This window comes from Kitasatospora sp. NPDC041917 (assembly GCF_055589745.1).
Map to the genome: position 1 here is coordinate 413,031 of NZ_JBVJBI010000001.1, position 23,239 is coordinate 436,269.

A 23,239-nucleotide genomic window follows, 5' to 3' on the forward strand; every position below is an offset into this window, starting at 1 on the left:
CTGACAATTCGAGGCGCACCCGGCGGGAATTGTCAGACACGCCCCTTGGACGCGGCCCGGTACACCTCCGCCGCGACGGCCAGGTCCTGCCAGGCCATCCCGACGCTCTTGAAGAACCGCGGCCGCCCGTCCGGCACCAGCGCGTCGCCGCGCACCAGCTCGGAGAGGTTCCACAGCTGCCGCCCGGTCACGCCCGCCATCAGCAGGTCCCCGGCCTCCCGGCCCGCGACCGTGCGCGCCTCCACGTACAGCTCGGCCCGCTGGACCAGCAGTTCGTCGACCTCCCGCGCGTCCGGCTCGTGCGAGCCCACCGCGGCCACCGCCGCGTGCGCGGGCACCAGCGCGCCGTCGAACAGCGGCGTGCGCGCGGTGGTGCAGCAGACCACCAGGTCCGCCTCGCGGACCGCCCGCGGACCGTCGACCTCGGCCGTCAGCCCGAGCTCCCGCCCGTACGCCGCCAGCGCCTGCGCCCGGTCGGCGTTGCGCGCCACCACGGTGAGCCGGCGCAGCGGCCGGACGGCGAGCAGGGCGTCCAGGTGCCCGTACGCCTGCGGCCCGGAGCCGAACAGCACCAGGTGCTCGGCCTCCGGCACCGCCAGCCGCCGCAGCGCGGCCGCGGTGACGGCGGGCGTGCGCAGCGCGGTGAGCGCGGCGCCGTCCAGCAGGGCGAGCGGCTGCAGGGTGGGCCCGTCCAGCAGCAGGTAGCTGCCGGTGATCCGGGGCAGCCCCCGCTCCGGGTTGGCCGGCGCGACACCGGCGATCTTCACGCCCGCGTACGGCCCGGCGGCGGCCGGCATCATCAGCAGTTCCCCGGCGGGCACCGGTACGGCGGATCGGGCGGGTGCCGCCTCCGGGTCGAACCCGTCCAGCAGCACCCGCTCGATCGCCCCCACCGCACCGGCGGGCCCGACTCCGCCGGTGCCCGCCACGGCGTACTGGAGCGGCACAACCGCCGTACCGGGCAGTGCGGTCGGGCTCGGGTCGCTCGGAACCACAGCGGTCCGGTTCTCGGCGGCCCGGCTCTCGGATGTCCGGCTCACAGCAGGAACCCCGCTCCCAGCTCGTCGTCCGGCTCCAGGACGAAGCCGTGCTCGCCGGTCCGGAAGGCCGCCCCGCCGACCTCGGTGACCACGCCCTCGCCCTGCGGGTCGCCGCCCGGTAGGAAGCGGCCGGAGAAGACCGTCCCGATGATCGACTCGTGCCGCAGCGGCTCGCCGGGGGCCAGCCGCCCCTCGGCGGCGAGCACCGCCAGCCGGGCGGAGGTGCCGGAGCCGCAGGGCGAGCGGTCGATCTGGCCGTCGGCGAAGACGGTGACGTTCCGCTGGTTCAGCACCCCGTCCACCGAGGGGAGTTCGTCGTACAGCACCACTCCGTACACACCCGAGAGCCGGGCGTCCGTCGGGTGCGCGACCGCCTCGGCGCCGGCCAGCGCGGCCCTGATCTCCCGCCCCACGGCGGTGAGTTCGGGCAGCCGCTCCGGTTCCACGGCGAGCCCGAGGGCGGCCGCGGACACCGAGGCGTAGCAGGCGCCGGAGTGCGCCACGGCGACCTCCACGGTGCCGAGCGAGGTCTCCACCGGCAGCTTCAGCGCGGTCACCCGGCTGGGCACGTTGCGGAAGGTCACCCCGGTGGTGTGTCCGCCGGCCCGGTGCACCAGGGCGGTGACCCGGCCGGACGGCACGTCGATCCGCACCCGTGCCACGCCGTCCGCGGGGGCGGGCACCAGGCCGGAGTCCACGGCCCAGGCGCCGAGCGCGATGGTGCCGTGCCCGCAGGCGGTGGAGTAGCCGTCCTTGTGCCAGAACAGCACGCCCAGGTGCGCCTCGTCGTCGTCCGGCGGCACCAGGAAGCCGCCGTACATCCCGGCGTGGCCGCGCGGCTCCTGGACGAGCAGCTGCCGGACGTCGTCCAGCGCGCTGGGCCGGGGCGCGGTCGCGCTGCCGCCCGCGCCGAGCGCGATGGCCCGGCGTTCGGCGACGGTGTCGCCGGGGATCGGCGGCACGCCGTCCAGCACGATCCGGAACGGCTCGCCGGCCGTGTGGTAGTCGACGGTGCGGACGAACATCAGGCGCCACCTCCCGGCAGCACGCTGACGGTCCGGCTGACGGTGTAGAAGTCCAGGGCCGCCTGGCCCTGCTCGCGCTCGCCGTGGCTGGCGCCCTTGGCTCCGCCGAAGGGCAGGTGGAAGTCGACGCCGCTGGACGGGGCGTTGACCCGGATCATGCCGGCGTCCAGCCGGTCGGCGGCGGCCAGCGCCACGTCCAGGCTGCGGGTGTGCACCGAGGTGGAGAGGCTGTGCGGGGTGTCATTGGCGAGCGCGATGGCCTCGTCCAGGTCGGCCGCGGCGTGCAGCACGGCGATCGGGCCGAAGAACTCCTCGCGGGCCAGCGGGTGTTCGGCCGGCACCTCGGCGAGCAGGGTCGGCTCGACGTACCAGCCGGCCCGCTCGGGCACCCGGCCGCCGGTGAGCACGCTCGCCCCGGCCTCGACGGCCGAGGAGACGGCGCCGGTCAGCCGCTCCCGGGCGGCGGCGTTGATCACCGGCCCGCAGACCGCGTCGTCGACCGCCGCCAGCGCCTTGACCAGCGCCTCGCGCAGCGGCTCGTGGGCGGCGCCGACCGCGATCACCCGGCTGGTGGCGGTGCACTTCTGCCCCGCGTACCCGGCGACGGCCGCGGCGATGTGCCCGGCGGCCTGCGCGATGTCGGCGTCCGGCAGCACCAGCGCGGCGTTCAGCCCGCCGAGTTCGGCCTGCACCGGCACCCCGCGCTCGGTCGCGGCCCGCACCACGGCCCGGCCGACGCCGGTCGAGCCGGTGAAGGAGATCACGTCCGCGGTCTCCACCAGCGCCGCGCCCTCCTCCGCCCCGCCGGGCAGCACCGTGAACACGTCCTCGGGCAGCCCGGCCAGCTCGGCCAGCCGCAGCGCGCAGGCCGTCGCCTCGGGCGCCGGCTTCAGCACCACCGCGTTGCCGACGGCGAGGGCCGGCGCGGCCTTCCAGGTCGGGATCGCCAGCGGGAAGTTCCACGGCGCGATCAGCCCGGCGACCCCGTAGGGGCGGCGCCGGGTGAGCAGCAGCCCGGGGCCGGCGGCGGTCTCGTGCACCGCCCCGGAGGGCGCGTACGGCGCCTGCGCGTAGTAGCGCCAGATCGCCGCCGTGCGGGCGACCTCGCCGAGCGCCTCGGCCAGCGGCTTGCCGACCTCGCGCACGATCAGCGCGGCCAGCTCGTGGGCGTGCGCCTCCACGGCGTCCGCGATCCGGCCGAGCGCCGCCGACCGGGCGCCCGCTCCGGCGGCGAGCCAGTCGCCCTGCGCCGCCCGGGCCCGCCCGACGGCGGCCCGCACGGCCTCGGCGCCGGGCTCCTCGACGGCGACCACGAGGTCGGCGGGGTCGGCGGGGTTGTACGAGGTGATGGTCACAGCCAGCAGCCCTTCGAGGGAGGTACGGGGAACGAAGGAGGGAGGAGGGGTCAGAGCAGGAAGCCCGCCGGGAACGGGTCGCTCGGGTCGAGGAAGTACTGGGCGGTGCCGGTGACCCAGGCCCGCCCGGTGACGGTGGGCACCACCGCGGGCCGCCCGGCCACCTCGGTCTCCTCGACCAGCCGCCCGGTGAAGGTGGTCCCGATGAAGGAGTCGTTGCGGAAGTCCCGCCCGAGGGGCAGTTCGCCGCGCGCGTGCAGCTGGGCCATCCGCGCCGAGGTGCCGGTGCCGCAGGGCGAGCGGTCGAACCAGCCGGGGTGGATGGCCATCGCGTGCCGGGAGTGCTCGGCGGTGGAGCCGGGGGCGAGCAGCTGGACGTGGTGGCAGCTGTGGATGGACGGGTTCTCCGGGTGCACCGGCCGGTCCGGGCTCGCGTTGATCGCGTCCATCATCGCCAGGCCGGCGTCCAGGATCTCCTGCTTGCGCTCACGCTCGAAGGGCAGCCCGAACTCGGCGAGCGGCAGGATGGCGTAGAAGTTGCCGCCGTACGCGAGGTCGTAGGTCACCGTGCCGTAGCCGGGCACCTCGATCTTGCGGTCCAGGGCGACCGAGTAGGAGGGCACGTTGCGGATGGTCACCGCCTTGGCGGCGCCGTCCTCGACGTGCACCTCGGCGACCACGAGTCCGGCCGGGGTGTCCAGCCGTACGGTGGTGACCGGCTCGACCACGGGGACCATCCCGGTCTCGACCAGCACGGTGGCGACCCCGATGGTGCCGTGCCCGCACATCGGCAGCAGTCCGGAGACCTCGATGTAGAGCACGCCGAAGTCGGCGTCCGGCCGGGTCGGCGGCTGGAGGATCGCGCCGCTCATCGCGGCGTGGCCGCGCGGCTCGTACATCAGCAGGGTGCGGAAGTGGTCCAGGTGCTCCTGGAAGTGCACCCGGCGCTCGGCCATGGTGGCGCCGGGGATGACGCCGAAGCCGCCGGTGATCACCCGGGTCGGCATGCCCTCGGTGTGCGAGTCGACGGCGTGGAACACGTGACGGCTGCGCATGGGTCACAACTCCCGTACAGGTTCGGATGGTGGGGGGTGGGCCGGGCCGACTGCCGCCGCAGCCGGCCCGGAGGCCCGGGTTCGCGCCGGTGTCAGACCAGGCCGTCGGCCAGCGCCTTCTCGGTGGCCGCGCGGACGGCCGTCTCGATCTCCGGGACGAGCGGCTGGCGCGGGGCGCGCACCGGGCCGCCGGGGCGCCCGGCGATGTCCATGGAGAGCTTGATGGCCTGGACGAACTCGGTCTTGGAGTCCCAGCGCAGCAGCGAGTGCAGCGACTTGTAGAGCGGCAGCGCGCTCTCCAGGTCCTTGGAGACGGCGGCGTCGTAGAGCGCCACCGAGGCGGCCGGCAGGGCGTTCGGGTAGCCGGCGATCCAGCCGACCGCTCCGGCGAGCGCCAGCTCCAGCAGCACGTCGTCGGCGCCGATCAGCAGGTCCAGCCCGGGGGCCAGCTCGGCGATCTCGTACGCCCGGCGGACGTCGCCGCTGAACTCCTTGACCGCGACGATCGAGCCCTCGGCGTGCAGCTGGGCGAGCAGCGGGGGGACCAGGTCGACCTTGGTGTCGATCGGGTTGTTGTACGCCACGATCGGCAGGCCGGCCTTGGCGACCTCGGCGTAGTGGGCGCGCACCGAGGCGTGGTCGGCCCGGAAGGCGTTCGGCGGCAGCAGCAGGACGGAGCCGGCGCCGGCCTCGGCGGCCTGCTCGGCCCAGCGGCGGGACTCGGCGCTGCCGTAGGCGGCGACGCCGGGCATGACCCGGGAGCCGTCGCCGGCCGCCTCGACGGCGACCTCGACGACCTTGGCGCGCTCCTCGGCGGTGAGCGTCTGGTACTCGCCCAGCGAGCCGTTGGGGACGACGCCCTCGCAGCCGGAGTCGATCAGCCAGCGGACGTGCTCGGCGTAGGCGTCGTAGTCGACGGAGTGGTCCGGGCGCAGCGGGAGCGTGGTGGCGACCATGATGCCGCGCCAGGGACGGTTGGTGTCGTGCTGGGTGATGGACACATGAGCTCCTTGATGAGGTGTGACATTTTACAAGAGCGGACGGGCCGGAGACAAGGTCCCCGGCCCGCCGTTCGACGGCGGGCCCGTTACGACTCCGGGGTGGGCCCCGCCGCCAGCTGGGAGAGCGGCACCGGGCAGCCCAGCGGGCGGCGGTCGGGCCCGGGCTCACCCGAACCGGCCAGGCAGGCCACGGCCGGACCGCACATCCGGCCCTGGCACCAGCCCATCCCGGCCCGGGTGAGCAGCTTGACGGTGCGCGGATCGCCCGCGCCCAGTTCCTCGACGGCCTCCCGGATCGCCTCGACCGGCACCTCCTCGCACCGGCAGACGTCGGTGTCCGGACGCAGCCAGCCGGTCCAGCCGGGGCCCGGCCGGTGGGCGGCGGCCATCAGGTCGGCGAAGGCCCGCAGCCGCGAGCGGCGGCGCATCAGCGCGGCCGCGGGTCGCTCCCCGGCCACCGCGTACGCGGCCAGCTCGCCCTCGGCGAGCGCGAGGTCCGCGCCGCCGACGCCATTGGTCTCCCCCGCGGACCAGAGGCCGGGCACGCTGGTGCGCAGCCGGGCGTCGACCTCCAGCGCGACCGCGCCGTCCGGCCCGGTCACGGTCCGCGCACCCAGCTCGGTGGCCAGGTCGATCTGCGGCAGCAGGCCGTGGCCGACGGCGAGCGCGTCGCAGTCGATCCGCCGCCCGGTGCCGGGCACCGGCCGCCAGTCGGCGTCCAGCCGGGCCACCGTGACGCCGGTGACCCGGTCCGTCCCGTGCGCCTCGACCACCGCGCTGCGCGGGCGCAGCCGCACGCCGTGGCGCAGCAGCGCCCCGCCGTGCCCGGCGCCCTCGACCAGCTTGCCGGGCACGCCCGCCAGCACGCCGGGGTGCCGCGCGTACCCGAGGTAGGCGGTCGCCTCGACCACGGCGGGCACCTCGGCCCCGGCGGTGACCAGCGAGGAGGCGGCCGCGAGCAGCAGCGGGCCGCTGCCGGCCACCACGATCCGCTTCCCGGGCAGCACCAGCCCGGCCTTGAGCATGGCCTGGGCGCCGCCCGCGGTGACGACCCCGGGCAGGGTCCAGCCGGGGAACGGCAGCTGCCGCTCGTACGCGCCGGTGGCGAGCAGCACCGATCGGGACCGGACGGTGGCCCGGTCGGTGCTCTCCGGCCCGCGGGTGACGTGCACCGCGAAGCCGTCCCCGGTGCGCTCCAGGGCCCAGACCTGGTGCCCGGCCAGGAAGGCGGCCCGCCCGGCGCGCTCGTGCGCGTCGAGCCGGTCGGCCCGGCCGGTGTAGGCGGACCAGTGGTGGTGCAGCCGGTCCGGCCGCGCCGCGCCCAGGCCGGGCGCCGGGTGGCGGTAGTACTGCCCGCCGGTGCTCCGCCCGCCGTCCAGCAGGGCGCAGCGCAGCCCGAGGTCGGCGGCGGTGACGGCGGCGGCCAGCCCGGCCGGGCCGGCGCCGACCACCACGAGGTCGTACGGCTGGCTGTCGTGGGCGTCAGACGGCGAGGTCGGCACGGCCGTGGCCCTCCTGGGTGGTGACGGTGGTGCCGGGCTCCGCGGGGAGCAGGCAGGTGCGCTGGTTGGGGCGGCCGTCCACGGTGGCCAGGCAGTCGAAGCAGGCGCCGATCCCGCAGAACGCCCCGCGCGGTTCGCCGCCGACCCGGGTGGTGCGCCAGGCGAGCACGCCGTCGGCCCAGAGCGCGGCGGCGATCGACTGCCCGGGCAGCGCGGGGACGGGCCGCCCGTCGAACTCGATGTGGTGGGCGGGCCCGGGCTCGGCCTGGACCAGCCCGGCGGGGGTGCGGCGGCGCATCGGCGGCTTCTCCAATCCTGGACGGAATCTCATGTGTGGCGATGGCGGGCCGGCGCTCACCCGGCCGGGAAGCGGTCCGCCCGGAACGGTGCGAGGTCCAGCTCCGGCCGCTTGCCGGTGAGCTGCTCGCTGATCAGCAGCCCGGTCGCCGGGGCCAGCCCGATGCCGGCCCCCTCGTGCCCGCAGGCGTGGTAGAGCCCGGGCACCCGGGGGTCGGCGCCGATGGCCGGCAGGTGGTCCGGCAGGTACGGGCGGAAGCCCCGGTAGGTGCGCATCACGGTGACGTCGGCGAGCACCGGGAACAGCGCGGCGGCCTGGGCGGCGAGCCGGCTCAGCACCTCCTGGGAGAGCGTGCGGTCGAAGCCGACCCGCTCCCGGCTGGCACCGATCAGCACCGGCCCGCCCGGGGTGCCCTCGATCACGGCGGAGGTCTCCAGCCCGGCCGATCCGCTGGCCACGTTGGCCACGTAGTCGGCGGCGTAGACCTTGTGCCGCACGACCCGCGGCAGCGGCTCGGTGACCAGCACGAAGCCGCGCCGGGGCAGCACCGGCAGGTGCACTCCGGCCAGCGCGGCGATCTCGCCGCCCCAGGTGCCGGCCGCGTTCACCACGGCGGCGGCGGCCAGGCTCCGCCGGTCGGTCCGCACGCCGCGCACGGCGCCGTCCGGGCCGCGGTCGACGGCGGTGACGCTCTCCCCGGTGATCAGCTCGGCGCCCATCCGGCGGGCCTCGCGCAGCAGGTGGGCGGCGGCCAGGGCGGGCTGGACCTGGGCGTCCTGCGGGTAGTGGAAGCCGCCGGCCAGGCCCTCGGCCAGGTGCGGCTCCAGCTCGCGCAGCCGCTCGCCGGGCACCTCCTCGGCCTCGACCCCGACGGTCCGCTGCCCGGCGGCGAAGGCCCGCAGCGCGTCCTGCCCGGCGGCGGTGGAGGCGACCACCACGCCGCCCTTGGGCTCGTACTCGATCGCGGGGCCGAGCCGCTCGGCGAGTTCGCGCCAGAGCCGGGTGCTGAGCAGGGCGAGGTCGAGTTCGGGGCCGGGCTCCTTGTCGGAGACCAGCAGGTTGCCCTCGCCCGCACCGGTGGTGCCACCGGCCACCGGGCCGCGGTCCACGACGGCGACGGCGAGCCCGGCGCGGGCGGCGTAGTAGGCGCAGGCGGCGCCGACCACACCGGCGCCGACCACGACGACGTCCAGGGGAGGTCTCTCGGTCTTCAGCACGGCAGTAATATGTCACATGCCATGCGACCTGCCAAGACCGCCCCACCGAAACCCGGGACCACCCCCACCAGCGGAAAGGCCGGAACGGCGGGAAGCCCCGGCCCACCGCTCGGCAGAACGGCGGACCGGGGCTCCCTCAAGCCCTACCGGCTCAGGTGATGTCGTCCATCTCCTCGCGACGGGACGCCGGCACCGACACACCGGCCGCCGGGGTCGCCGAGGCCTGGACGGACTCCGCACCGGCCACCGGCTGCACCGAGAGGTCCACGTGCGAGGCCTCCTCGTCGTCCAGCCCGGCGTCCGGGTTGCGACGCGCCTTGCGCTTGTCGTTGAAGAGCGCGATCCCCACCGCGATGAAGTACAGCGCCCAGATCGGCATCGACAGCAGCAGCATGCTGAACGGGTCGGCGCCCGGAGTGGCGAACGCGGCGAACACGGTGATCGCCATGACCATCCCGCGCCACCAGCTGAGCAGCCGCTTACCGGTCACGATGCCCACCAGGTTGAGCATCACCAGCAGCAGCGGAAACTCGAAGGCGAGGCCGAAGACCAGCACCATCCGGGTGGCGATGTCGAAGTAGTCCTCGGGCGGCAGGATCGGCGTGGTGTCGCTCGGAGTGAACGAGATCAGCATCTCGACCATGGTCGGCATGACCATGATCGCGGCCGCCACACCCGCCAGGAACAGCGGGGCGCCGCACGCCATGAAGATGACCGCGTACTTCTTCTCGTTCCTGTGCAGGCCGGGCGCCACGAAGGCCCACACCTGGTACAGCCAGACCGGGACGGCCGCCACCACGCCCGCGGTCAGCGCGACCTTCAGCATCCAGTTGAAACCGGCGGTGAGGCCGATGTTGGACACCTGGGCGCAGCGCCCGTGGTACTGGTCCGCGTCGACCTTGGTGTTGCACTGCGGCAGCGGCTGGAGCAGGAAGTGCTCGATCTGCTTGTGGTAGATCGCCGCGACGATCGCGAACAGCACGATCGCCAGGACCGACTTGACCACGCGGTTGCGCAGTTCCCGCAGGTGGTCGGCGAGGGCCATCCGCCCCTCAGGATCCTTTGACGCCTTCGGCGCCTTGGAGAGCTTGCTCAACCCCGGTCCTCAACTCGTGCGTCGGGGCCCGCCGGTCGACGGGCCTCCGTGGTCGCGCGCCTCCCGCACGTCGTGCGCGCGGCGCGCGTCGGCTGCCTCACGTGCGCCGCGCTCAGTGCGGGCGGTCGCCGTCGGGCGCGGAGGCCCCGGCGGCGGGCTCGTTCACCGGACGGGCCGTGGCCGAAGCACCCGGAGCGGACTGGATGGTCCGGCCCGCGGCACCGTCGACCGGGGCCGCTGCCCGAGCGGGCGGGGCCGGCTGCTCGGACCGGCCGTCCGAACGCATCGCCTGGGCCTCGCTCTTCAGGATCCGCATCGACTTGCCCAGCGAGCGCGCCAGGTCGGGCAGCCGCTTGGCTCCGAACAGCAGGATGGCGAGAACCACGATCACCACGATCGCGGTCGGCGAGATGCGCATGCGCGACCACCTTCAGTCATGGCGGCCCGACGGGCCGTCCGCTACGGATGGTAACCGCTGCGGATGATGCCACGACGACGGCCGCCCGAACAGGACAGCGGCCCCCGGTACGCGGTTCAGGAGCCAACTGAGAGCGTAACCCGCCCCCACCCGCGCGCAGCAGCCCCCGTACCACCCGGAGCCGCGCCGTGCTAAGCGGCCGGGACCCGCTCCGCCGCCGGGGCGTTCGCCGCCGGCATCGCGTCCGCCAGGTCCTCGGCCGCCGCGGCCAGCGCCCGCGAGGCCCGGTCCACGCCCTTGGCCAGCGCCCGCACGTCCAGCCAGAGCCGGATCGCGAGGACCCCGAGGACCAGCAGGCCCGCGGTGGCGAGCAGGACGGCGGCGACGAGCATCCAGGACATGCGCCCACCCTATACGGGGGTCACCCCTCCGCCGGGACGAGCCGCATGGTGCGCACCCCGGCCCCGGTGAGCGCCTCGACGATCTTCTCCCCGGCCGGCTTGCGCACCGCCGCACCGCACCGCGGGCAGCCGAAGCTGTAGTGCGCCTGGGCCGGGGTGCGACCGAGGGTCAGGCGGAAGTCCTCGGCCGGGAGCTCCACCTTCTCCCGGCACTCGGAGCAGTACACCTTGAATCTGGTCCCGGGTTCCACCGCTCAGGCCCGCCCCTCCCCGTAGGCGGCCAGCGCCTCCCGCGCGGCCGAGCGCGCCTGCTCGGCCAGGTCGGGCGGCGAGACGATCCGGCCGTCCCGGCCCAGCCGCAGCGCCAGCGGGCGCAGCTGGGAGGGGTCGGCGCTGCGCAGGGTGATCCGCAGCCCGCCGTCGGGCAGTTCCTCGGCCCGGTCGTGGGTGTAGTACTCGGCCACCCAGCGCCCCCCGGAGGAGACCTCGACGACCACCTCGGGGTCGTCCGCCGCCGGGTTGACCAGCCCGCCGCTCAGGTCGCGCGGCTCGCGCCGGGGCGGGTCGGCCGGGACGTCCAGGACGCGGATCTCGGCGACCCGGTCGAGCCGGAACATCCGGTGGTCCTCGGAGGTGCGGCACCAGGCCTCGAGGTAGGTGTGGCCCTCGGTGAGCAGCCGGATCGGGTCCACCTCGCGCTCGGTCATCCCGCCGCGCCCGTGCGAGTAGTAGCGCAGCCAGAGCCGGCGGCCCTCGCTGAGCGCGCGGTCGATGTCGGCGAACACGTGGCTCTCCGCCTCGAAGGTCACGCCGACCCGGGCGCTGCCCTCGGCACTCTCCCCGGCCGCGTTCTCGATCTTGGCGACGGCCCGGGTGAGCGCCTCCCGGTCCCCGGCCCGCAGGCCCGGCAGCCCGGCCACCGCGCGGGCGGCCACCAGCAGCGCGGTCGCCTCGTCGGCGGCCAGCCGCAGCGGCTGGGCCACGTCGTCGACGTTGTGCCACCAGATCCGCTCGCCGTCGGTGTCGATGTCGAGCAGGTCGCCGCCGCGGAAGCTGGTGCCGCACATCGGCAGCACGTTGAGGTCCGCGATCAGCTCGCGCTCGCTGATCCCGAACGCCCGGGCCACCTCGGCGACCTCGGCCCCGGGCCGCTCGCGCAGGTAGGTGACCAGCGACAGCATCCGTCGCGTCTGGTCGATGGCATTACTCACGGACGCTCTCCCTCGATATCCGCGACCGCCCGCAGCCGGTCGACCACATCCGCCCGCAGCTCCTCCGGCCCGAGCACCAGCACGTCCGGCCCGAACTCGGCCAGGTCCGCGCCCAGCCCGTTGCCGTACGGGATCTCCAGCTCGTCCCAGGCCTCGTCCACCCGGGTGCTGCCCAGCGCCTTGGTGCGCAGCGGGAAGCCGGCACCCCGGCGGACCCGGACGGTCGCGGTGGCGGTGGCCCCCTCCCCCGCGAACTTCGCCACGGTGGCCCGGACGTCCACGTGCTCGGGCACGGTGCCGAGGAACGCCCCGGACCTCGCCTTCACCTTGCCGGTGATCCGGCTGAGCCGGAACACCCGGGCGTCGCCGCGGTCGCGGTCGTACCCGGCCAGGTACCAGTGCCCGCGCCAGCACTCCAGCGCCCACGGCTCGACGCTGCGCTGCTCGGCGGCGGCGGCGCCGGCCTTGCGGTACTCGAAGGCGACCGGACGGCGGTCCCGGGCGGCGGTGAGCAGCGGCTCGAACGCGGCCTCCCGGGCGGGGATGCGCGGCTCCAGGGCGGTGCGGCCCTCGGCCTCGGCGAACGGCACCCCGGCCGCCCGCAGCTTCTGCAGGGCGCCGCTGGCCGCACCGGACATCTTGGCCTGCTGCCAGACCCGGGCGGCCAGGGTCAGCGCGGCCGCCTCCTCGGCGTCGAGGGCGATCTCGGGCAGCCGGTTGCGGTCGGCGCGGGCCAGGTAGCCGAGCTCGCCGTCCAGGGTGCTCTCGTCGACGTCGATCACCAGGCCGAGCTCGCGCAGGTCGTCCTTGTCCCGCTCGAACATCCGGTTGAAGGCGTCCTCGCTGCCGTTCTGCCAGGCCTCGCGGTACGCCTCGATGGACTCCCGCAGCTCCTTCTTGGAGAGCGGACGTCGGGTGTTCATCAGGCACAGGGCGAGATTCATCAGCCGCTCTGCCTTCGCGATCGCCATCGCTGACCCTTCCGGTGTGCCGCGCCGAGCGCGGGGTGCGCCAACCGGGCGATCACCACCCGGCGGGACCGACCGTACCGGTAGCGGTACGCACCGCAAAAGCGGCATCCCCGAACACCCCCGGACATGCCCGTGGGCCGGGCCCCCGGAGGGGTCCGGCCCACGGGCACGGCAGGCTCAGACGGCCAGCAGGTCGACCACGAAGATCAGGGTCGAGCCGGCCGGGATGAGCGGCGTCGGCGACTGGTTGCCGTACGCCAGGCGCGCCGGGATGGTCAGCTCGCGGCGGCCGCCGACCTTCATGCCGACGACGCCCTGGTCCCAGCCCTTGATGACGCGGCCGCCGCCCAGCGGGAAGCGGAACTCGTTGGGGCTCCGGTTCCAGCTCGCGTCGAACTCCTCGCCGGTCTCGAAGGTCACACCGACGTAGCGGACGCTGACGTTCTGGCCCCGCTTGGCCTCCTCGCCCTCACCGACGACGATGTCGCGGATCTGCAGCTCCGTCGGGGCGTCGCCGATCGGGAAGTCGATCTCGGGCTTCTCGTTGAGGTTGACGCTCACAGTCCCTCTTCTCACATTCGCTCTGCTGTCACGACCAAGCGGCGGGCGCCCGCACCCGGTCCGTTCTTCCCGGACCACGGTACGGGCGCCCGCCGCCCGTCCGGGCCCGGCCACGCGGCCGGACCCGGAGGTCACACGTACACCATTGTCACCCGAAAGTGGATCAGCCCTGACCCGCGTCGAGGATGTCCACCACGAAGACCAGCGTCGCGCCGGGCGGGATGTCGCCCTGGCCCTTGTCGCCGTAGCCCAGCGAGGCGGGGATCACCAGCTCGACCCGGCTGCCGACGGTCTGGCCCTCCAGGCCCTGGTCCCAGCCCTGGATGACCTGGCCGCCGCCGACCGGGAAGGTGAACGCCTGGCCCTTGCTGAGCGAGGAGTCGAACACCTTGCCGCTGGAGAACAGCGCGCCGGTGTACTGGACGACGACCTTCTCGCCCTTCTCCACCTTCGGCCCGGTGCCCTTGATCAGGACGTGCGACTTCAGCTCGGTCGGGTCCTTCGCGCCGGCCACCGGGGTGATCTCGGCCGGCTTCTTGCCGTTGTCCTTGACCTGCGGGAAGTCCGCCGGCGGCGGGGTGACGGTTCCGCTCACCACGGCGTCGGGCGCGTTGGCGTTGCGGACGTCGATCACGAAGATCAGGTCGTCCTTGGGGCCGATCGACATGTCGGCCTTGCCCTGGGCGCCGAACGCGGCGGCCGGCGGGGCCACCACCAGCAGCCGGCTGCCGGCCTTCTTGCCGATCACGGCCTGGTCCAGGGCCGGGATCAGCGCGTCGGTGCCGGCCTGGAAGATCTGCGGCTTCCCGTCGGCGTCGTACGAGCTCGGGATGTCCTTGCCGGTGTTCCAGTCCTTGGCGGTGTAGTCCACCGAGGCCCAGGAGTTCTTCTCCACCTTGGCGCCGGTGCCCTCGGTGAGCACCTTGACGACGAAGGAGCCGTCGGAGGCCTCGCCCGGCACCTGGATCTCGGCCTTCTTGCCGAAGTCCCCGGCGACCGTCGGCAGCACCTTGGCGCTGTCCTTGATCGGCGGCACCGGGTCGGCGGTCGGCGTGGGCGGCGCGCTCTTGGCCGCGTCCGGCTTGGCCGCGGCGCTGTCCTTGGAGCCGTCCTTGTTCACCACGTAGAGCGTGATGCCGCTGCCGACCAGCAGCAGGGCCAGCACCGTACCGAGGATCACGCCCAGCTTGCCGACACCGGGCGGGTTCTCGTCGTACCCGGCCTCCGAGCTGTCGGTCTTGCGCACGTTGGAGGCGAAGATCTGCGGGGCGTCGTCGTCCGTCTTCGTTCCGCCCGCGGGGCGCGGCGCCTCGCCGGGCTGCGCCCAGCCGGCCTGCTGCGCCAGGATCGCCGGGGGGACGACGATCGACTCGCGGTCCCCGCCGACCGGGCCGCCGGGACGGGAGGCGGCCGGGTCACCCGCAGAGCTGTCGTTCGCCGCGGTACCGGCCCCGCCCGGGCTCGGCGTCTTCTCAGTCATGACTCCCCATCCATCTCGCCACGAGGTCTTCCAGGTCTGCGTCCGGCGTGGGCACGCCGGCCTGCTGCCGCACCGCCCGCCCGGACCTCGGCACCGGGCGGCGCCTGCCACAGTGCGTGGGCAGTATGACAGCTCAGGATGAGGGCGGACGCTTCGCTGTACGAGCGTCCGCCCAAGCGTACGGAATCCCCGGGGTGAGTTCCTAGACCGCTTCGAGAATGTCGATCACGAAGACCAGCGTCGAGTTCGCCGGCACCGAGCCCTGCGCCTTGTCCTGGTAGCCGAGCGCCGGCGGGACCACCAGCAGGACCCGGCTGCCGACGTTCTGCCCGACCAGGCCCTTGTCCCAGCCCTCGATCACGCTGCCGGTGCCGATCTGCACCGCCTGCGCGCCGCCGTGCGTCCAGGAGGAGTCGAACTGCTGGCCGTTGGCCCACAGCACCCCGGTGTACTGCACCACCAGGGTCTGCCCGCTCTTGACCTGCTTGCCCTCGCCCTTGATCAGCACCGCCTGCTGGAGGTCGGCGGGCGCGGCCTGCCCTTCCGGGATCGTGATCGTCACCGGCGCCTTGCCGTTGTCCTTGACCTGCGGCAGCGTGGCGGGCGGCTCGGTCATCGTCCCGGTGAGCGTGGAGTCCGGCGGCAGGCTCTCCATGATGTCCAGCACGAACACCACGGTGTCGCCCTTGCTGACGCCCAGCTGGCTGGAGCCCTGCTCGCCGAAGGCCGCCTCCGGCGGGGCCACCACCAGCAGCCGGGAGCCCACCTTCTTGCCGATCACGCTCTGGTCCAGCGCCGGCACCAGCTGCCCGCTGCCGGCCTGGTAGAGCTGCGGCTTGCCGTTGGCGTCGTACGAGCTCGGCAGGTCCTTGCCGGTGGTCCAGTCCTTGGCGGTGTAGTTGACCGTCACCCAGTCGCCCTTGTTGACGGTCGCCCGCTCACCCTCGATGACCGTGTTCACCACGAACTGGCCGCTGGGCTGCTGGCCCTCGGGAATGGTGATGGTGGCCTTGCTGCCGAATCCGCCACCCGAAAGAGTGGGCATCGGCGACGCCTCGCCGACCGGCGCGGGCACCGTCGGGGCGGCGCTCGCCGTGGACGGCGTCGCCGGGCCGGCCGCCTTGGGGGAACTGCTACAGGCGACCGCGAGCAGCAACGGCAGGGTGAGAAGCAAACCGGCGGTGCGGCGCACGGTGGTCCTAACTGTCGGTCGAAGTCGGCTCTCCTGACTCGACGGACAGCGTATGCCCGGCACGCGTCCGGCCCCGGTAGACACCACCGGGGCCGGCCACCGCCTTGATCACAAAGCCTCGATCACACCGCCTCCGCTACATCCCCGCGATCAGCTTCTCCACCCGCTCGTCCACCGAGCGGAACGGGTCCTTGCACAGCACCGTGCGCTGCGCCTGGTCGTTCAGCTTCAGGTGCACCCAGTCCACCGTGAAGTCCCGGCGCTGCTCCTGCGCCCGGCGGATGAAGTCCCCGCGCAGCCGCGCCCGGGTGGTCTGCGGCGGGATCGACTTGGCCTCGAAGGTCTTGAGGTCGGTGGTCACCCGCTGCGCCTGGCCCTTGCCCTGGAGCAGGTAGAACAGGCCGCGGCGGCGGTGGATGTCGTGGTACGCGAGGTCGATCTGGGCCACCCGCGGGTTGGACATGCTCATCCCGTGCTTCTCGCGGTAGCGCTCGATGAGCTTGTACTTCATGATCCAGTCGATCTCCTGGGCCACCCCGTCCAGCCGCTCGGTGCGGACGGCCTCCAGGGTACGGCCCCACAGGTCGAGCACCCGGCCGACGGTGCCGGTGTTGATGCCCTTGCGGTCCGCGAACTCCAGGGCCTTCGTGTAGTACTCCTCCTGGATGTCCAGCGCGCTGGCCTCCCGGCCGTTGGCGAGCCGCACCTGGTGGGTGCCGGTGAGGTCGTGGCTGACCTCGCGGATCGCCCGGATCGGGTTCTCCAGGGTGAGGTCGCGCATCACCACGCCGGCCTCGATCAGCCGCAGCACCAGGTCGGTGGAGCCGACCTTGAGCAGCGTCGTGGTCTCGGACATGTTGGAGTCGCCGACGATCACGTGCAGCCGGCGGTAGCGCTCGGCGTCCGCGTGCGGCTCGTCCCGGGTGTTGATGATCGGGCGCGAGCGGGTGGTGGCGGAGCTGACGCCCTCCCAGATGTGCTCGGCCCGCTGGCTGACGCAGTACACCGCGCCGCGCGGGGTCTGGAGCACCTTGCCCGCGCCGCAGATCAGCTGCCGGGTGACCAGGAACGGGATCAGCACGTCGGCGAGCCGGGAGAACTCGCCGTGCCGGGCCACACAGTAGTTCTCGTGGCAGCCGTAGGAGTTCCCGGCCGAGTCGGTGTTGTTCTTGAAGAGGTAGACGTCCCCCGCGATGCCCTCCTCGTGCAGCCGCCGCTCGGCGTCCACCAGGAGGCCTTCGAGGATCCGCTCGCCGGCCTTGTCGTGCGTCACCAGCTCGACGACGTCGTCGCACTCGGGGGTGGCGTACTCGGGGTGGGAGCCGACGTCGAGGTAGAGGCGGGCGCCGTTGCGCAGGAAGACGTTGCTGCTTCGGCCCCAGGAGACGACCCGGCGGAACAGGTACCGCGCGACCTCGTCCGGTGACAGCCGCCGCTGCCCGCGGAACGTGCAGGTCACGCCGTACTCGTTCTCCAGCCCGAAAATCCGGCGGTCCATGAGCACTCCATTCTCTGTCGGAGCTGTCCGAAACCGCCTCCACGACGGCTGGGCCGCCGCAGGGGCACCGGAGTCCCGCACGACGGCGGCGGGGCCGCCGTACGGAACTCCACAGGTACTGCTACACCGGCGTGCCGCCCGCCGGGTTGTCGTCGTCGTCCGCCTCGGCGGACTGGTCCCCGTCGAGCAGCCGGCCCAGCTGGTTGCCCAGGATCCGCTTGAACTTGCGCTGCTGGAACCGCTGGCGGTCGAGGACCGCGACCTCCAGCTGTTCCGGCGTGAGGCTGCGCGGGCTGCCGCCGTTGGGGTCGCGGGCGAGCGAGTCCACCGCGACCTTCACCGCCTCGGTGAGGCTCAGGCCGGCCCGGTGGCGCTGGCCCAGGTAGTTGCCGATCGAGTCGGCGTTGCCGCCGACCACCACGTAGTTCTTCTCGTCCACGACCGAGCCGTCCGGCGTGAGCCGGTAGATCTGGTCGTTGTCGGAGGTGCGGCCGACCTCGGCCACGATCAGCTCGACCTCGTACGGCTTCTCGCCGACCGAGGAGAAGATGGTGCCCAGGGTCTGGGCGTACACGTTGGCCAGGCCCCGGGCCGTGACGTCGGCCCGGTCGTAGGAGTAGCCGCGCAGATCGGCGTAGCGGACGCCGCCGATGCGCAGGTTCTCGAACTCGTTGTAGCGGCCGACCGCCGCGAAGGCGATCTTGTCGTAGATCTCGGAGACCTTGTGGAGCGCCCTGGAGGTGTTCTCCGCGACGAAGACGATGCCGTCGGCGTAGGTGAGCACGACCACGCTGCGGCCGCGCGCGATGCCCTTGCGGGCGTACTCCGCGCGGTCCGCCATGGCCTGCTGGGGTGAGACGTAGAACGGTGTCGACACCGGCGGTCGTCCCTTTCCTGTGAGGTGGTGGCTAGATCAGCGGGGCCTGCGGGCCGTTGGGCCGGGCCAGGCGCTCGTCGGTGATGGCGACGGCGACCTCCGTGACCTCCGCCTCGGTGAGTCGGCGGAAGCCGTCCTCGGTGATCAGCGAGACGATCGGGAAGATCTTGCGGGCGAGGTCCGGGCCGCCGGTGGCGGAGTCGTCGTCGGCCGCGTCGTACAGCGCCTGGACGACCATGGTGACGGCCTGGTCGGCCGTCAGCCCCTCGCTGTAGAGCTTCTTCATCGAGCCGCGCGCGAAGACCGAGCCCGAGCCGGTGGCGGTGAAGCCGCGCTCCTCGGACCGCCCGCCGGTGACGTCGTAGTTGAAGATCCGGCCGCGGCCGAGGTCCAGGTCGTAGCCGGCGAACAGCGGCACCACCGCGAGGCCCTGCATCGCCATGCCCAGGTTGCCCCGGATCATGGTGGTGAGCCGGTTGGCCTTGCCCTCCAGGGAGAGCGTGGTGCCCTCGATCTTCTCGTAGTGCTCCAGCTCCAGTTGGAACAGCCGGACCATCTCGATCGCGAGGCCCGCGGTGCCGGCCACGCCGACCGCGCTGAACTCGTCGGCCGGGAACACCTTCTCCATGTCGCGCTGGGCGATCACGTTGCCCATCGTGGCCCGGCGGTCACCCGCGATGACCACGCCGCCGTCGAAGGTCGCGGCCACGATCGTGGTCCCGTGCGGGGCCTCGACCACGGCGCCCTCGGGGAGCCCGCGGCGACCGGGGACCAGCTCCGGCTTGTGCTCGGCGAGGAAGTCGATGAACGAGGACGACCCCGGGGTCAGGAAGGCAGCCGGTAGACGCCCGGTGCCACGAGTGTTGGCTTCCACACGATTCCTTCCAGGTAGCTTGAAGCGCGCGCTGCCCGCACCCTACCCGCCCGACGATCACTGTCCACGGGTGGAGGGGCCGGTGCCGGACGGCCGGGCGGTGCTCGCCGCCCGGCCGCCCCGGACGGTCGCGACCGTGAATTCGGAATGCCCGGGTGCGGGCTATTGCCCGCCCTTCTGGACGAATCCGCGCACGAAATCCTCGGCATTCGACTCGAGGACCTCGTCGATTTCGTCCAGCACCGCGTCGACGTCGTCGCTCAGCTTTTCCTGGCGCTCCTTGAGGTCGTCGGAATTCTGGCTTTCCGCGGCCTGCTCCTCGACCTCCTCGGAGGAACGGTTTGCCCGCTGCTGGCCGCCGCCGGTGTCCTTGCTCGCCATTTCCCTCACCCCGCTCGATTCGTCTGGCACGGTTCGGTCGTTGCTTGCTGCACCGACCCTATACACAAGGTGCGACTGCCGCTCCCGGTTTGCCGGTGGCGCTTCCTGTCCAACACCCGCTGCCACCCCGGATGATTCCCATTCGGCGGACGTTCACCCATGGTGATCGAAAAGTTACCCGCCGGCCAGCACCCGGAGCAGGTCCTCGGCCGTGCGGCAGCGGTCCAGCAGCTCCTTGACGTGGTTGCGGGTGCCGCGCAGCGGCTCCAGGGTGGGGACGCGCTGCAACGAGTCCCGGCCGGGCAGGTCGAAGATCACCGAGTCCCAGGAGGCCGCCGCGACGTGGTCCGCGTACTGCTCCAGACAGCGACCGCGGAAGTACGCCCTGGTGTCCTCCGGCGGCTTGGAGACGGCCCGCTCGACCTCGTCCTCGGTGACCAGCCGCTCGAACCGCCCGCGGGCCACCAGACGGTTGTAGAGGCCCTTCTCGGGCCGCACGTCGCTGTACTGGAGGTCGACCAGGTGCAGCCGCGGGTTGTCCCACTCCAGGGTGTCCCGGCTGCGGTAGCCCTCCAGGATCTCCCGCTTGGCGATCCAGTCCAGCTGCCGGGACAGCGACATCGGGTCGCGCTCCAGCCGGCCCAGGACGTCCTCCCAGCGCGCCAGCACGTCCACCGTCTGCTCGTCCGCGTCGGCGCCGAAGCGGTCCTCCACGTACTTGCGGGCCAGCTCGAAGTACTCCAGCTGGAGCTGGACGGCGGTGAGCCGGCGCCCGTTGCGCAGGGTGATCAGGTGCTTGAGCGTCGGGTCGTGGGAGACCCGGTGCAGGGTGCGCACCGGCTGGTCCACCGCGAGGTCGGCGGCGATGAAGGAGTCCTCGATCATCGACAGGACCAGCGAGGTGGTGCCCAGCTTGAGGTAGGTGGAGATCTCGGAGAGGTTGGCGTCCCCGATGATCACGTGCAGTCGGCGGTACTTCTCGGCGTCGGCGTGCGGCTCGTCCCGGGTGTTGATGATCGGGCGCTTGAGCGTCGTCTCCAGGCCCACCTCGACCTCGAAGTAGTCCGCCCGCTGGCTGATCTGGAAACCGTGCGCGGAGCCGTCCTGGCCGATGCCGACCCGGCCGGCGCCGGTGACCACCTGGCGGGAGACGAAGAACGGGGTGAGGTGGCGGACGATGTCGGCGAACGGTGTCGCCCGCTTCATCAGGTAGTTCTCGTGGGTGCCGTAGGAGGCGCCCTTGTTGTCGGTGTTGTTCTTGTAGAGGTGGATGGTCTGCCCGTTGGGCAGTTCCAGCGCGCGTTGTGCCGCGGCCGCCATGATCCGCTCGCCGGCCTTGTCCCAGAGCACGGCGTCACGCGGGTTGGTCACCTCGGGCGAGCTGTACTCGGGGTGCGCGTGGTCCACGTAGAACCGGGCCCCGTTGGTGAGGATGACGTTGGCGAGGCCGATGTCCTCGTCGGTCAGCTGGCTGGCGTCCGCGACCTCGCGGGCCAGGTCGAACCCCCGTGCGTCGCGCAGCGGGTTCTCCTCCTCGAAGTCCCAGCGGGCCCGCCGTGCCCGGTGCATCGCCGCCGCGTACGCGTTGACGATCTGGGACGAGGTGAGCATGGCGTTGGCGTTGGGGTGCCCGGGCACGGAGATCCCGTACTCGGTCTCGATGCCCATCACGCGCCGTACGGTCATGCGGCCCTCCTTGCCCGGTGCGCCGCCCCCGACGGGCGGAGCACGCTGACGTACCGCCGAACAACACCGACGCCGGGCCTCTGCCCGCGGACGGTGGGTCGAGCCTAGAACCCGGCGCCGAGCGGCGGGCCCGGAGACGCGCCGTCCGGCTGCGGGGCCGCGAGGCGCCACAGCCGGACGGTGTGCGTACAGCTCCGGGGACCGCTGCCGGCCCGGACAACCGCGTGCTTACAGGTACTGCCCCGTGTTGGCGACAGTGTCGATCGAGCGGCCGGACTCGGCGCCCTGCTTGCCGGTGACCAGCGTGCGGATGAAGACGATCCGCTCGCCCTTCTTGCCGGAGATGCGGGCCCAGTCGTCCGGGTTGGTGGTGTTCGGGAGGTCCTCGTTCTCCTTGAACTCGTCCACGCAGGCGGCGAGCAGGTGGGAGACGCGCAGACCGCGCTGACCGTGGTCGAGGAAGTCCTTGATGGCCATCTTCTTCGCGCGGTCGACGATGTTCTGGATCATCGCGCCGGAGTTGAAGTCCTTGAAGTACAGGACCTCCTTGTCACCGTTGGCGTAGGTGACCTCCAGGAAGCGGTTCTCCTCGGTCTCGGAGTACATCCGCTCCACCACCGACTGGATCATCGCGGCCACCGTGGCCCCGACGGAGCTGTCGTGCTCCTTGAGGTCGTCCGGGTGGAACGGCAGCGAGTCCTTGAGGTACTTGGAGAAGATGTCCTTCGCGGCCTCGGCGTCCGGGCGCTCGATCTTGATCTTGACGTCCAGGCGGCCGGGCCGCAGGATCGCCGGGTCGATCATGTCCTCGCGGTTGGAGGCGCCGATGACGATGACGTTCTCCAGGCCCTCCACGCCGTCGATCTCGGCGAGCAGCTGCGGGACGATGGTGTTCTCCACGTCCGAGCTGACGCCGGAGCCGCGGGTGCGGAACAGCGACTCCATCTCGTCGAAGAAGACGATGACGGGCGTGCCCTCGCCCGCCTTCTCCCGGGCCCGCTGGAAGACCAGGCGGATCTGCCGCTCGGTCTCGCCCACGTACTTGTTGAGCAGCTCGGGGCCCTTGATGTTGAGGAAGTAGCTCTTCCCCTGGGGGCGGCCGGTGACCTCGGCGACCTTCTTGGCCAGCGAGTTGGCGACCGCCTTGGCGATCAGCGTCTTGCCGCAGCCGGGCGGGCCGTAGAGCAGCACACCCTTGGGCGGGCGCAGCTCGTACTCCTTGAAGAGGTCGGCGTGCAGGTAGGGCAGCTCGACCGCGTCGCGGATCAGCTCGATCTGGTTGCTCAGACCGCCGATCTGGCGGTAGTCGATGTCCGGGACCTCTTCGAGGACCAGCTCCTCGACCTCGGACTTCGGGACGACCTCGAAGACGTAGCCGGAGCGGGGCTCCAGCAGCAGGGCGTCCCCGGACCGGATGGTCAGCCCACGCAGCGGTTCGGCGAGGCGCACCACCCGCTCCTCGTCGGTGTGCCCCAGCACCAGGGCGCGCTCGCCGTCCTCCAGGAGCTCCTTGAGGGTGACGATCTCGCCGATGTTCTCGAAGGCCATCGCGTCCACGATGTTGAGGGCCTCGTTGAGCATCACTTCCTGGCCGCGCCGCACCTCGTCGAGGGCGACGCTCGGGCTGACGTTCACGCGGAGCTTGCGCCCGCCGGTGAAGATGTCCGCGGTGCCGTCCTCGTTCGCGTCGAGGAAGGTGCCGAAGCCGGCCGGGGGCTGTGCCAGCCGGTCCACTTCCTCCTTGAGGGCCACGATCTGGTCGCGGGCCTCTCGCAGGGTGGAGGCGAGCCGTTCGTTCTGGGCGGTCACGCCCGCCAGGTTGGTCTGGAGCTCGACGATCCGCTCTTCGAGGATCCTCGAATTGCGCGGCGAGTCGGCGAGCTTGCGGCGCAACACGGCGATTTCCTGCTCAAGGTACGAGACCTGAGCGGCCTCGTCGGAACCACGAGCGGGCCTGCCGGTGCTGCGGTTGTAGTCGTCATCGTGGGCTGCCACGGTCCTCACCTCCTCCGGGGAGCTGGACGCTTCCAGACCCTACCTGGGACCAGGGGTCCGTAAACCCCTAGATCAAGAAAGATGGAACGGGCGTGTCCGATCTTC

The 23,239-nt window shown here is 72.8% G+C and carries 23 protein-coding genes and 1 pseudogene; all 24 read right to left on the bottom strand.

Annotated features, from left to right (window positions below):
* Positions 1–32: 32 nt before the first annotated feature.
* The gene (locus tag ACZ6EM_RS01895) at positions 33–1,040 is read right to left on the bottom strand and encodes an ornithine cyclodeaminase family protein (protein ID WP_465771377.1); all 1,008 of its coding nucleotides are present in this window, start codon (positions 1,038–1,040) and stop codon (positions 33–35) included.
* Positions 1,037–2,065, bottom strand: coding sequence for a proline racemase family protein (locus ACZ6EM_RS01900; RefSeq protein ID WP_380544669.1), 1,029 nt, complete (start codon positions 2,063–2,065; stop codon positions 1,037–1,039). Before ACZ6EM_RS01900 ends, ACZ6EM_RS01895 begins: the two co-directional genes overlap by 4 nt.
* Entirely contained in the window at positions 2,065–3,420 is a 1,356-nt protein-coding gene (locus tag ACZ6EM_RS01905; protein WP_465771378.1) for an aldehyde dehydrogenase family protein, read from the bottom strand. Before ACZ6EM_RS01905 ends, ACZ6EM_RS01900 begins: the two co-directional genes overlap by 1 nt.
* Before the next feature lie 50 nt (positions 3,421–3,470).
* Complete coding sequence (locus ACZ6EM_RS01910; RefSeq protein WP_380352898.1) at positions 3,471–4,475, bottom strand: proline racemase family protein; 1,005 nt, start codon at positions 4,473–4,475, stop codon at positions 3,471–3,473.
* A 92-nt stretch (positions 4,476–4,567) separates the two neighbouring features.
* Positions 4,568–5,431 (bottom strand): dihydrodipicolinate synthase family protein, encoded by an 864-nt coding sequence (locus tag ACZ6EM_RS01915; protein ID WP_401048808.1) that lies wholly within the window; start codon positions 5,429–5,431, stop codon positions 4,568–4,570.
* A 131-nt stretch (positions 5,432–5,562) separates the two neighbouring features.
* Positions 5,563–6,978 carry an FAD/NAD(P)-dependent oxidoreductase gene (locus ACZ6EM_RS01920; protein ID WP_452177273.1) on the bottom strand — a complete coding sequence of 472 codons (1,416 nt, stop codon included), beginning with the start codon at positions 6,976–6,978 and terminating at the stop codon, positions 5,563–5,565.
* Positions 6,959–7,276 carry a (2Fe-2S)-binding protein gene (locus ACZ6EM_RS01925; protein WP_401048803.1) on the bottom strand — a complete coding sequence of 106 codons (318 nt, stop codon included), beginning with the start codon at positions 7,274–7,276 and terminating at the stop codon, positions 6,959–6,961. Before ACZ6EM_RS01925 ends, ACZ6EM_RS01920 begins: the two co-directional genes overlap by 20 nt.
* 56 nt (positions 7,277–7,332) lie before the next feature.
* Positions 7,333–8,493: an NAD(P)/FAD-dependent oxidoreductase gene (locus ACZ6EM_RS01930; protein WP_359901148.1), complete on the bottom strand. Its 1,161-nt coding sequence runs from the start codon at positions 8,491–8,493 to the stop codon at positions 7,333–7,335.
* Positions 8,494–8,644: 151 nt separating this feature from the next.
* Positions 8,645–9,538 (bottom strand): twin-arginine translocase subunit TatC, encoded by an 894-nt coding sequence (gene tatC / locus ACZ6EM_RS01935; RefSeq protein WP_401048810.1) that lies wholly within the window; start codon positions 9,536–9,538, stop codon positions 8,645–8,647.
* A 163-nt stretch (positions 9,539–9,701) separates the two neighbouring features.
* Positions 9,702–10,007, bottom strand: a complete 306-nt coding sequence (tatA, locus tag ACZ6EM_RS01940) for a Sec-independent protein translocase subunit TatA (protein WP_380544678.1) — start codon at positions 10,005–10,007, stop codon at positions 9,702–9,704.
* A gap of 191 nt (positions 10,008–10,198) precedes the next feature.
* Positions 10,199–10,408 (bottom strand): hypothetical protein, encoded by a 210-nt coding sequence (locus ACZ6EM_RS01945; RefSeq protein ID WP_452177272.1) that lies wholly within the window; start codon positions 10,406–10,408, stop codon positions 10,199–10,201.
* A 20-nt stretch (positions 10,409–10,428) separates the two neighbouring features.
* Positions 10,429–10,635, bottom strand: coding sequence for a hypothetical protein (locus tag ACZ6EM_RS01950; RefSeq protein ID WP_375876040.1), 207 nt, complete (start codon positions 10,633–10,635; stop codon positions 10,429–10,431).
* 27 nt (positions 10,636–10,662) lie between these two features.
* Positions 10,663–11,589, bottom strand: a complete 927-nt coding sequence (locus ACZ6EM_RS01955) for a helix-turn-helix transcriptional regulator (RefSeq protein ID WP_452177304.1) — start codon at positions 11,587–11,589, stop codon at positions 10,663–10,665.
* 26 nt (positions 11,590–11,615) lie between these two features.
* Complete coding sequence (locus ACZ6EM_RS01960; protein WP_452177271.1) at positions 11,616–12,590, bottom strand: helix-turn-helix transcriptional regulator; 975 nt, start codon at positions 12,588–12,590, stop codon at positions 11,616–11,618.
* Positions 12,591–12,767: 177 nt separating this feature from the next.
* Complete coding sequence (locus ACZ6EM_RS01965) at positions 12,768–13,151, bottom strand: FKBP-type peptidyl-prolyl cis-trans isomerase (RefSeq protein ID WP_401047286.1); 384 nt, start codon at positions 13,149–13,151, stop codon at positions 12,768–12,770.
* A 163-nt stretch (positions 13,152–13,314) separates the two neighbouring features.
* On the bottom strand, positions 13,315–14,631 hold the full coding sequence (locus tag ACZ6EM_RS01970; RefSeq protein ID WP_401047283.1) for an FKBP-type peptidyl-prolyl cis-trans isomerase: 1,317 nt from the start codon (positions 14,629–14,631) through the stop codon (positions 13,315–13,317).
* 202 nt (positions 14,632–14,833) lie between these two features.
* Positions 14,834–15,823 (bottom strand): FKBP-type peptidyl-prolyl cis-trans isomerase, encoded by a 990-nt coding sequence (locus ACZ6EM_RS01975; RefSeq protein WP_452177270.1) that lies wholly within the window; start codon positions 15,821–15,823, stop codon positions 14,834–14,836.
* Between the two features lie 136 nt (positions 15,824–15,959).
* A complete protein-coding gene (gene pafA, locus ACZ6EM_RS01980) occupies positions 15,960–17,321 on the bottom strand; it encodes a Pup--protein ligase (RefSeq protein ID WP_387693002.1) in 1,362 nt (453 codons plus the stop codon).
* 121 nt (positions 17,322–17,442) lie between these two features.
* The gene (gene prcA, locus ACZ6EM_RS01985; protein WP_401047277.1) at positions 17,443–18,198 is read right to left on the bottom strand and encodes a proteasome subunit alpha; all 756 of its coding nucleotides are present in this window, start codon (positions 18,196–18,198) and stop codon (positions 17,443–17,445) included.
* A 31-nt stretch (positions 18,199–18,229) separates the two neighbouring features.
* Positions 18,230–19,027 carry a proteasome subunit beta gene (prcB, locus tag ACZ6EM_RS01990; RefSeq protein WP_380352913.1) on the bottom strand — a complete coding sequence of 266 codons (798 nt, stop codon included), beginning with the start codon at positions 19,025–19,027 and terminating at the stop codon, positions 18,230–18,232.
* Positions 19,024–19,101: pseudogene (locus tag ACZ6EM_RS01995) on the bottom strand (endonuclease VII domain-containing protein); the annotation flags it as partial. The gene prcB and the pseudogene ACZ6EM_RS01995, both read right to left, overlap by 4 nt.
* Before the next feature lie 133 nt (positions 19,102–19,234).
* On the bottom strand, positions 19,235–19,453 hold the full coding sequence (locus tag ACZ6EM_RS02000; protein WP_188299085.1) for a ubiquitin-like protein Pup: 219 nt from the start codon (positions 19,451–19,453) through the stop codon (positions 19,235–19,237).
* Between the two features lie 174 nt (positions 19,454–19,627).
* Positions 19,628–21,139, bottom strand: a complete 1,512-nt coding sequence (dop, locus tag ACZ6EM_RS02005) for a depupylase/deamidase Dop (protein WP_452177269.1) — start codon at positions 21,137–21,139, stop codon at positions 19,628–19,630.
* Positions 21,140–21,367: 228 nt separating this feature from the next.
* A complete protein-coding gene (gene arc / locus ACZ6EM_RS02010; RefSeq protein WP_359901182.1) occupies positions 21,368–23,134 on the bottom strand; it encodes a proteasome ATPase in 1,767 nt (588 codons plus the stop codon).
* Between the last annotated feature and the right edge of the window lie 105 nt (positions 23,135–23,239).

What these genes read in the sequence shown, in the direction of transcription:
- ACZ6EM_RS01925 (WP_401048803.1), bottom strand. Translation starts at nt 7,276, where the DNA reads ATGCGCCGCCGCACCCCCGCCGGGCTGGTCCAGGCCGAGCCCGGGCCC.
- ACZ6EM_RS01915 (WP_401048808.1), bottom strand. Translation starts at nt 5,431, where the DNA reads ATGGTCGCCACCACGCTCCCGCTGCGCCCGGACCACTCCGTCGACTAC.
- ACZ6EM_RS01955 (WP_452177304.1), bottom strand. Translation starts at nt 11,589, where the DNA reads ATGCTGTCGCTGGTCACCTACCTGCGCGAGCGGCCCGGGGCCGAGGTC.
- tatA (WP_380544678.1), bottom strand. Translation starts at nt 10,007, where the DNA reads ATGCGCATCTCGCCGACCGCGATCGTGGTGATCGTGGTTCTCGCCATC.
- dop (WP_452177269.1), bottom strand. Translation starts at nt 21,139, where the DNA reads ATGACCGTACGGCGCGTGATGGGCATCGAGACCGAGTACGGGATCTCC.
- ACZ6EM_RS02000 (WP_188299085.1), bottom strand. Translation starts at nt 19,453, where the DNA reads ATGGCGAGCAAGGACACCGGCGGCGGCCAGCAGCGGGCAAACCGTTCC.
- ACZ6EM_RS01945 (WP_452177272.1), bottom strand. Translation starts at nt 10,408, where the DNA reads ATGTCCTGGATGCTCGTCGCCGCCGTCCTGCTCGCCACCGCGGGCCTG.
- ACZ6EM_RS01970 (WP_401047283.1), bottom strand. Translation starts at nt 14,631, where the DNA reads ATGACTGAGAAGACGCCGAGCCCGGGCGGGGCCGGTACCGCGGCGAAC.
- pafA (WP_387693002.1), bottom strand. Translation starts at nt 17,321, where the DNA reads ATGGACCGCCGGATTTTCGGGCTGGAGAACGAGTACGGCGTGACCTGC.
- ACZ6EM_RS01910 (WP_380352898.1), bottom strand. Translation starts at nt 4,475, where the DNA reads ATGCGCAGCCGTCACGTGTTCCACGCCGTCGACTCGCACACCGAGGGC.
- ACZ6EM_RS01960 (WP_452177271.1), bottom strand. Translation starts at nt 12,590, where the DNA reads ATGGCGATCGCGAAGGCAGAGCGGCTGATGAATCTCGCCCTGTGCCTG.
- tatC (WP_401048810.1), bottom strand. Translation starts at nt 9,538, where the DNA reads ATGGCCCTCGCCGACCACCTGCGGGAACTGCGCAACCGCGTGGTCAAG.
- ACZ6EM_RS01900 (WP_380544669.1), bottom strand. Translation starts at nt 2,065, where the DNA reads ATGTTCGTCCGCACCGTCGACTACCACACGGCCGGCGAGCCGTTCCGG.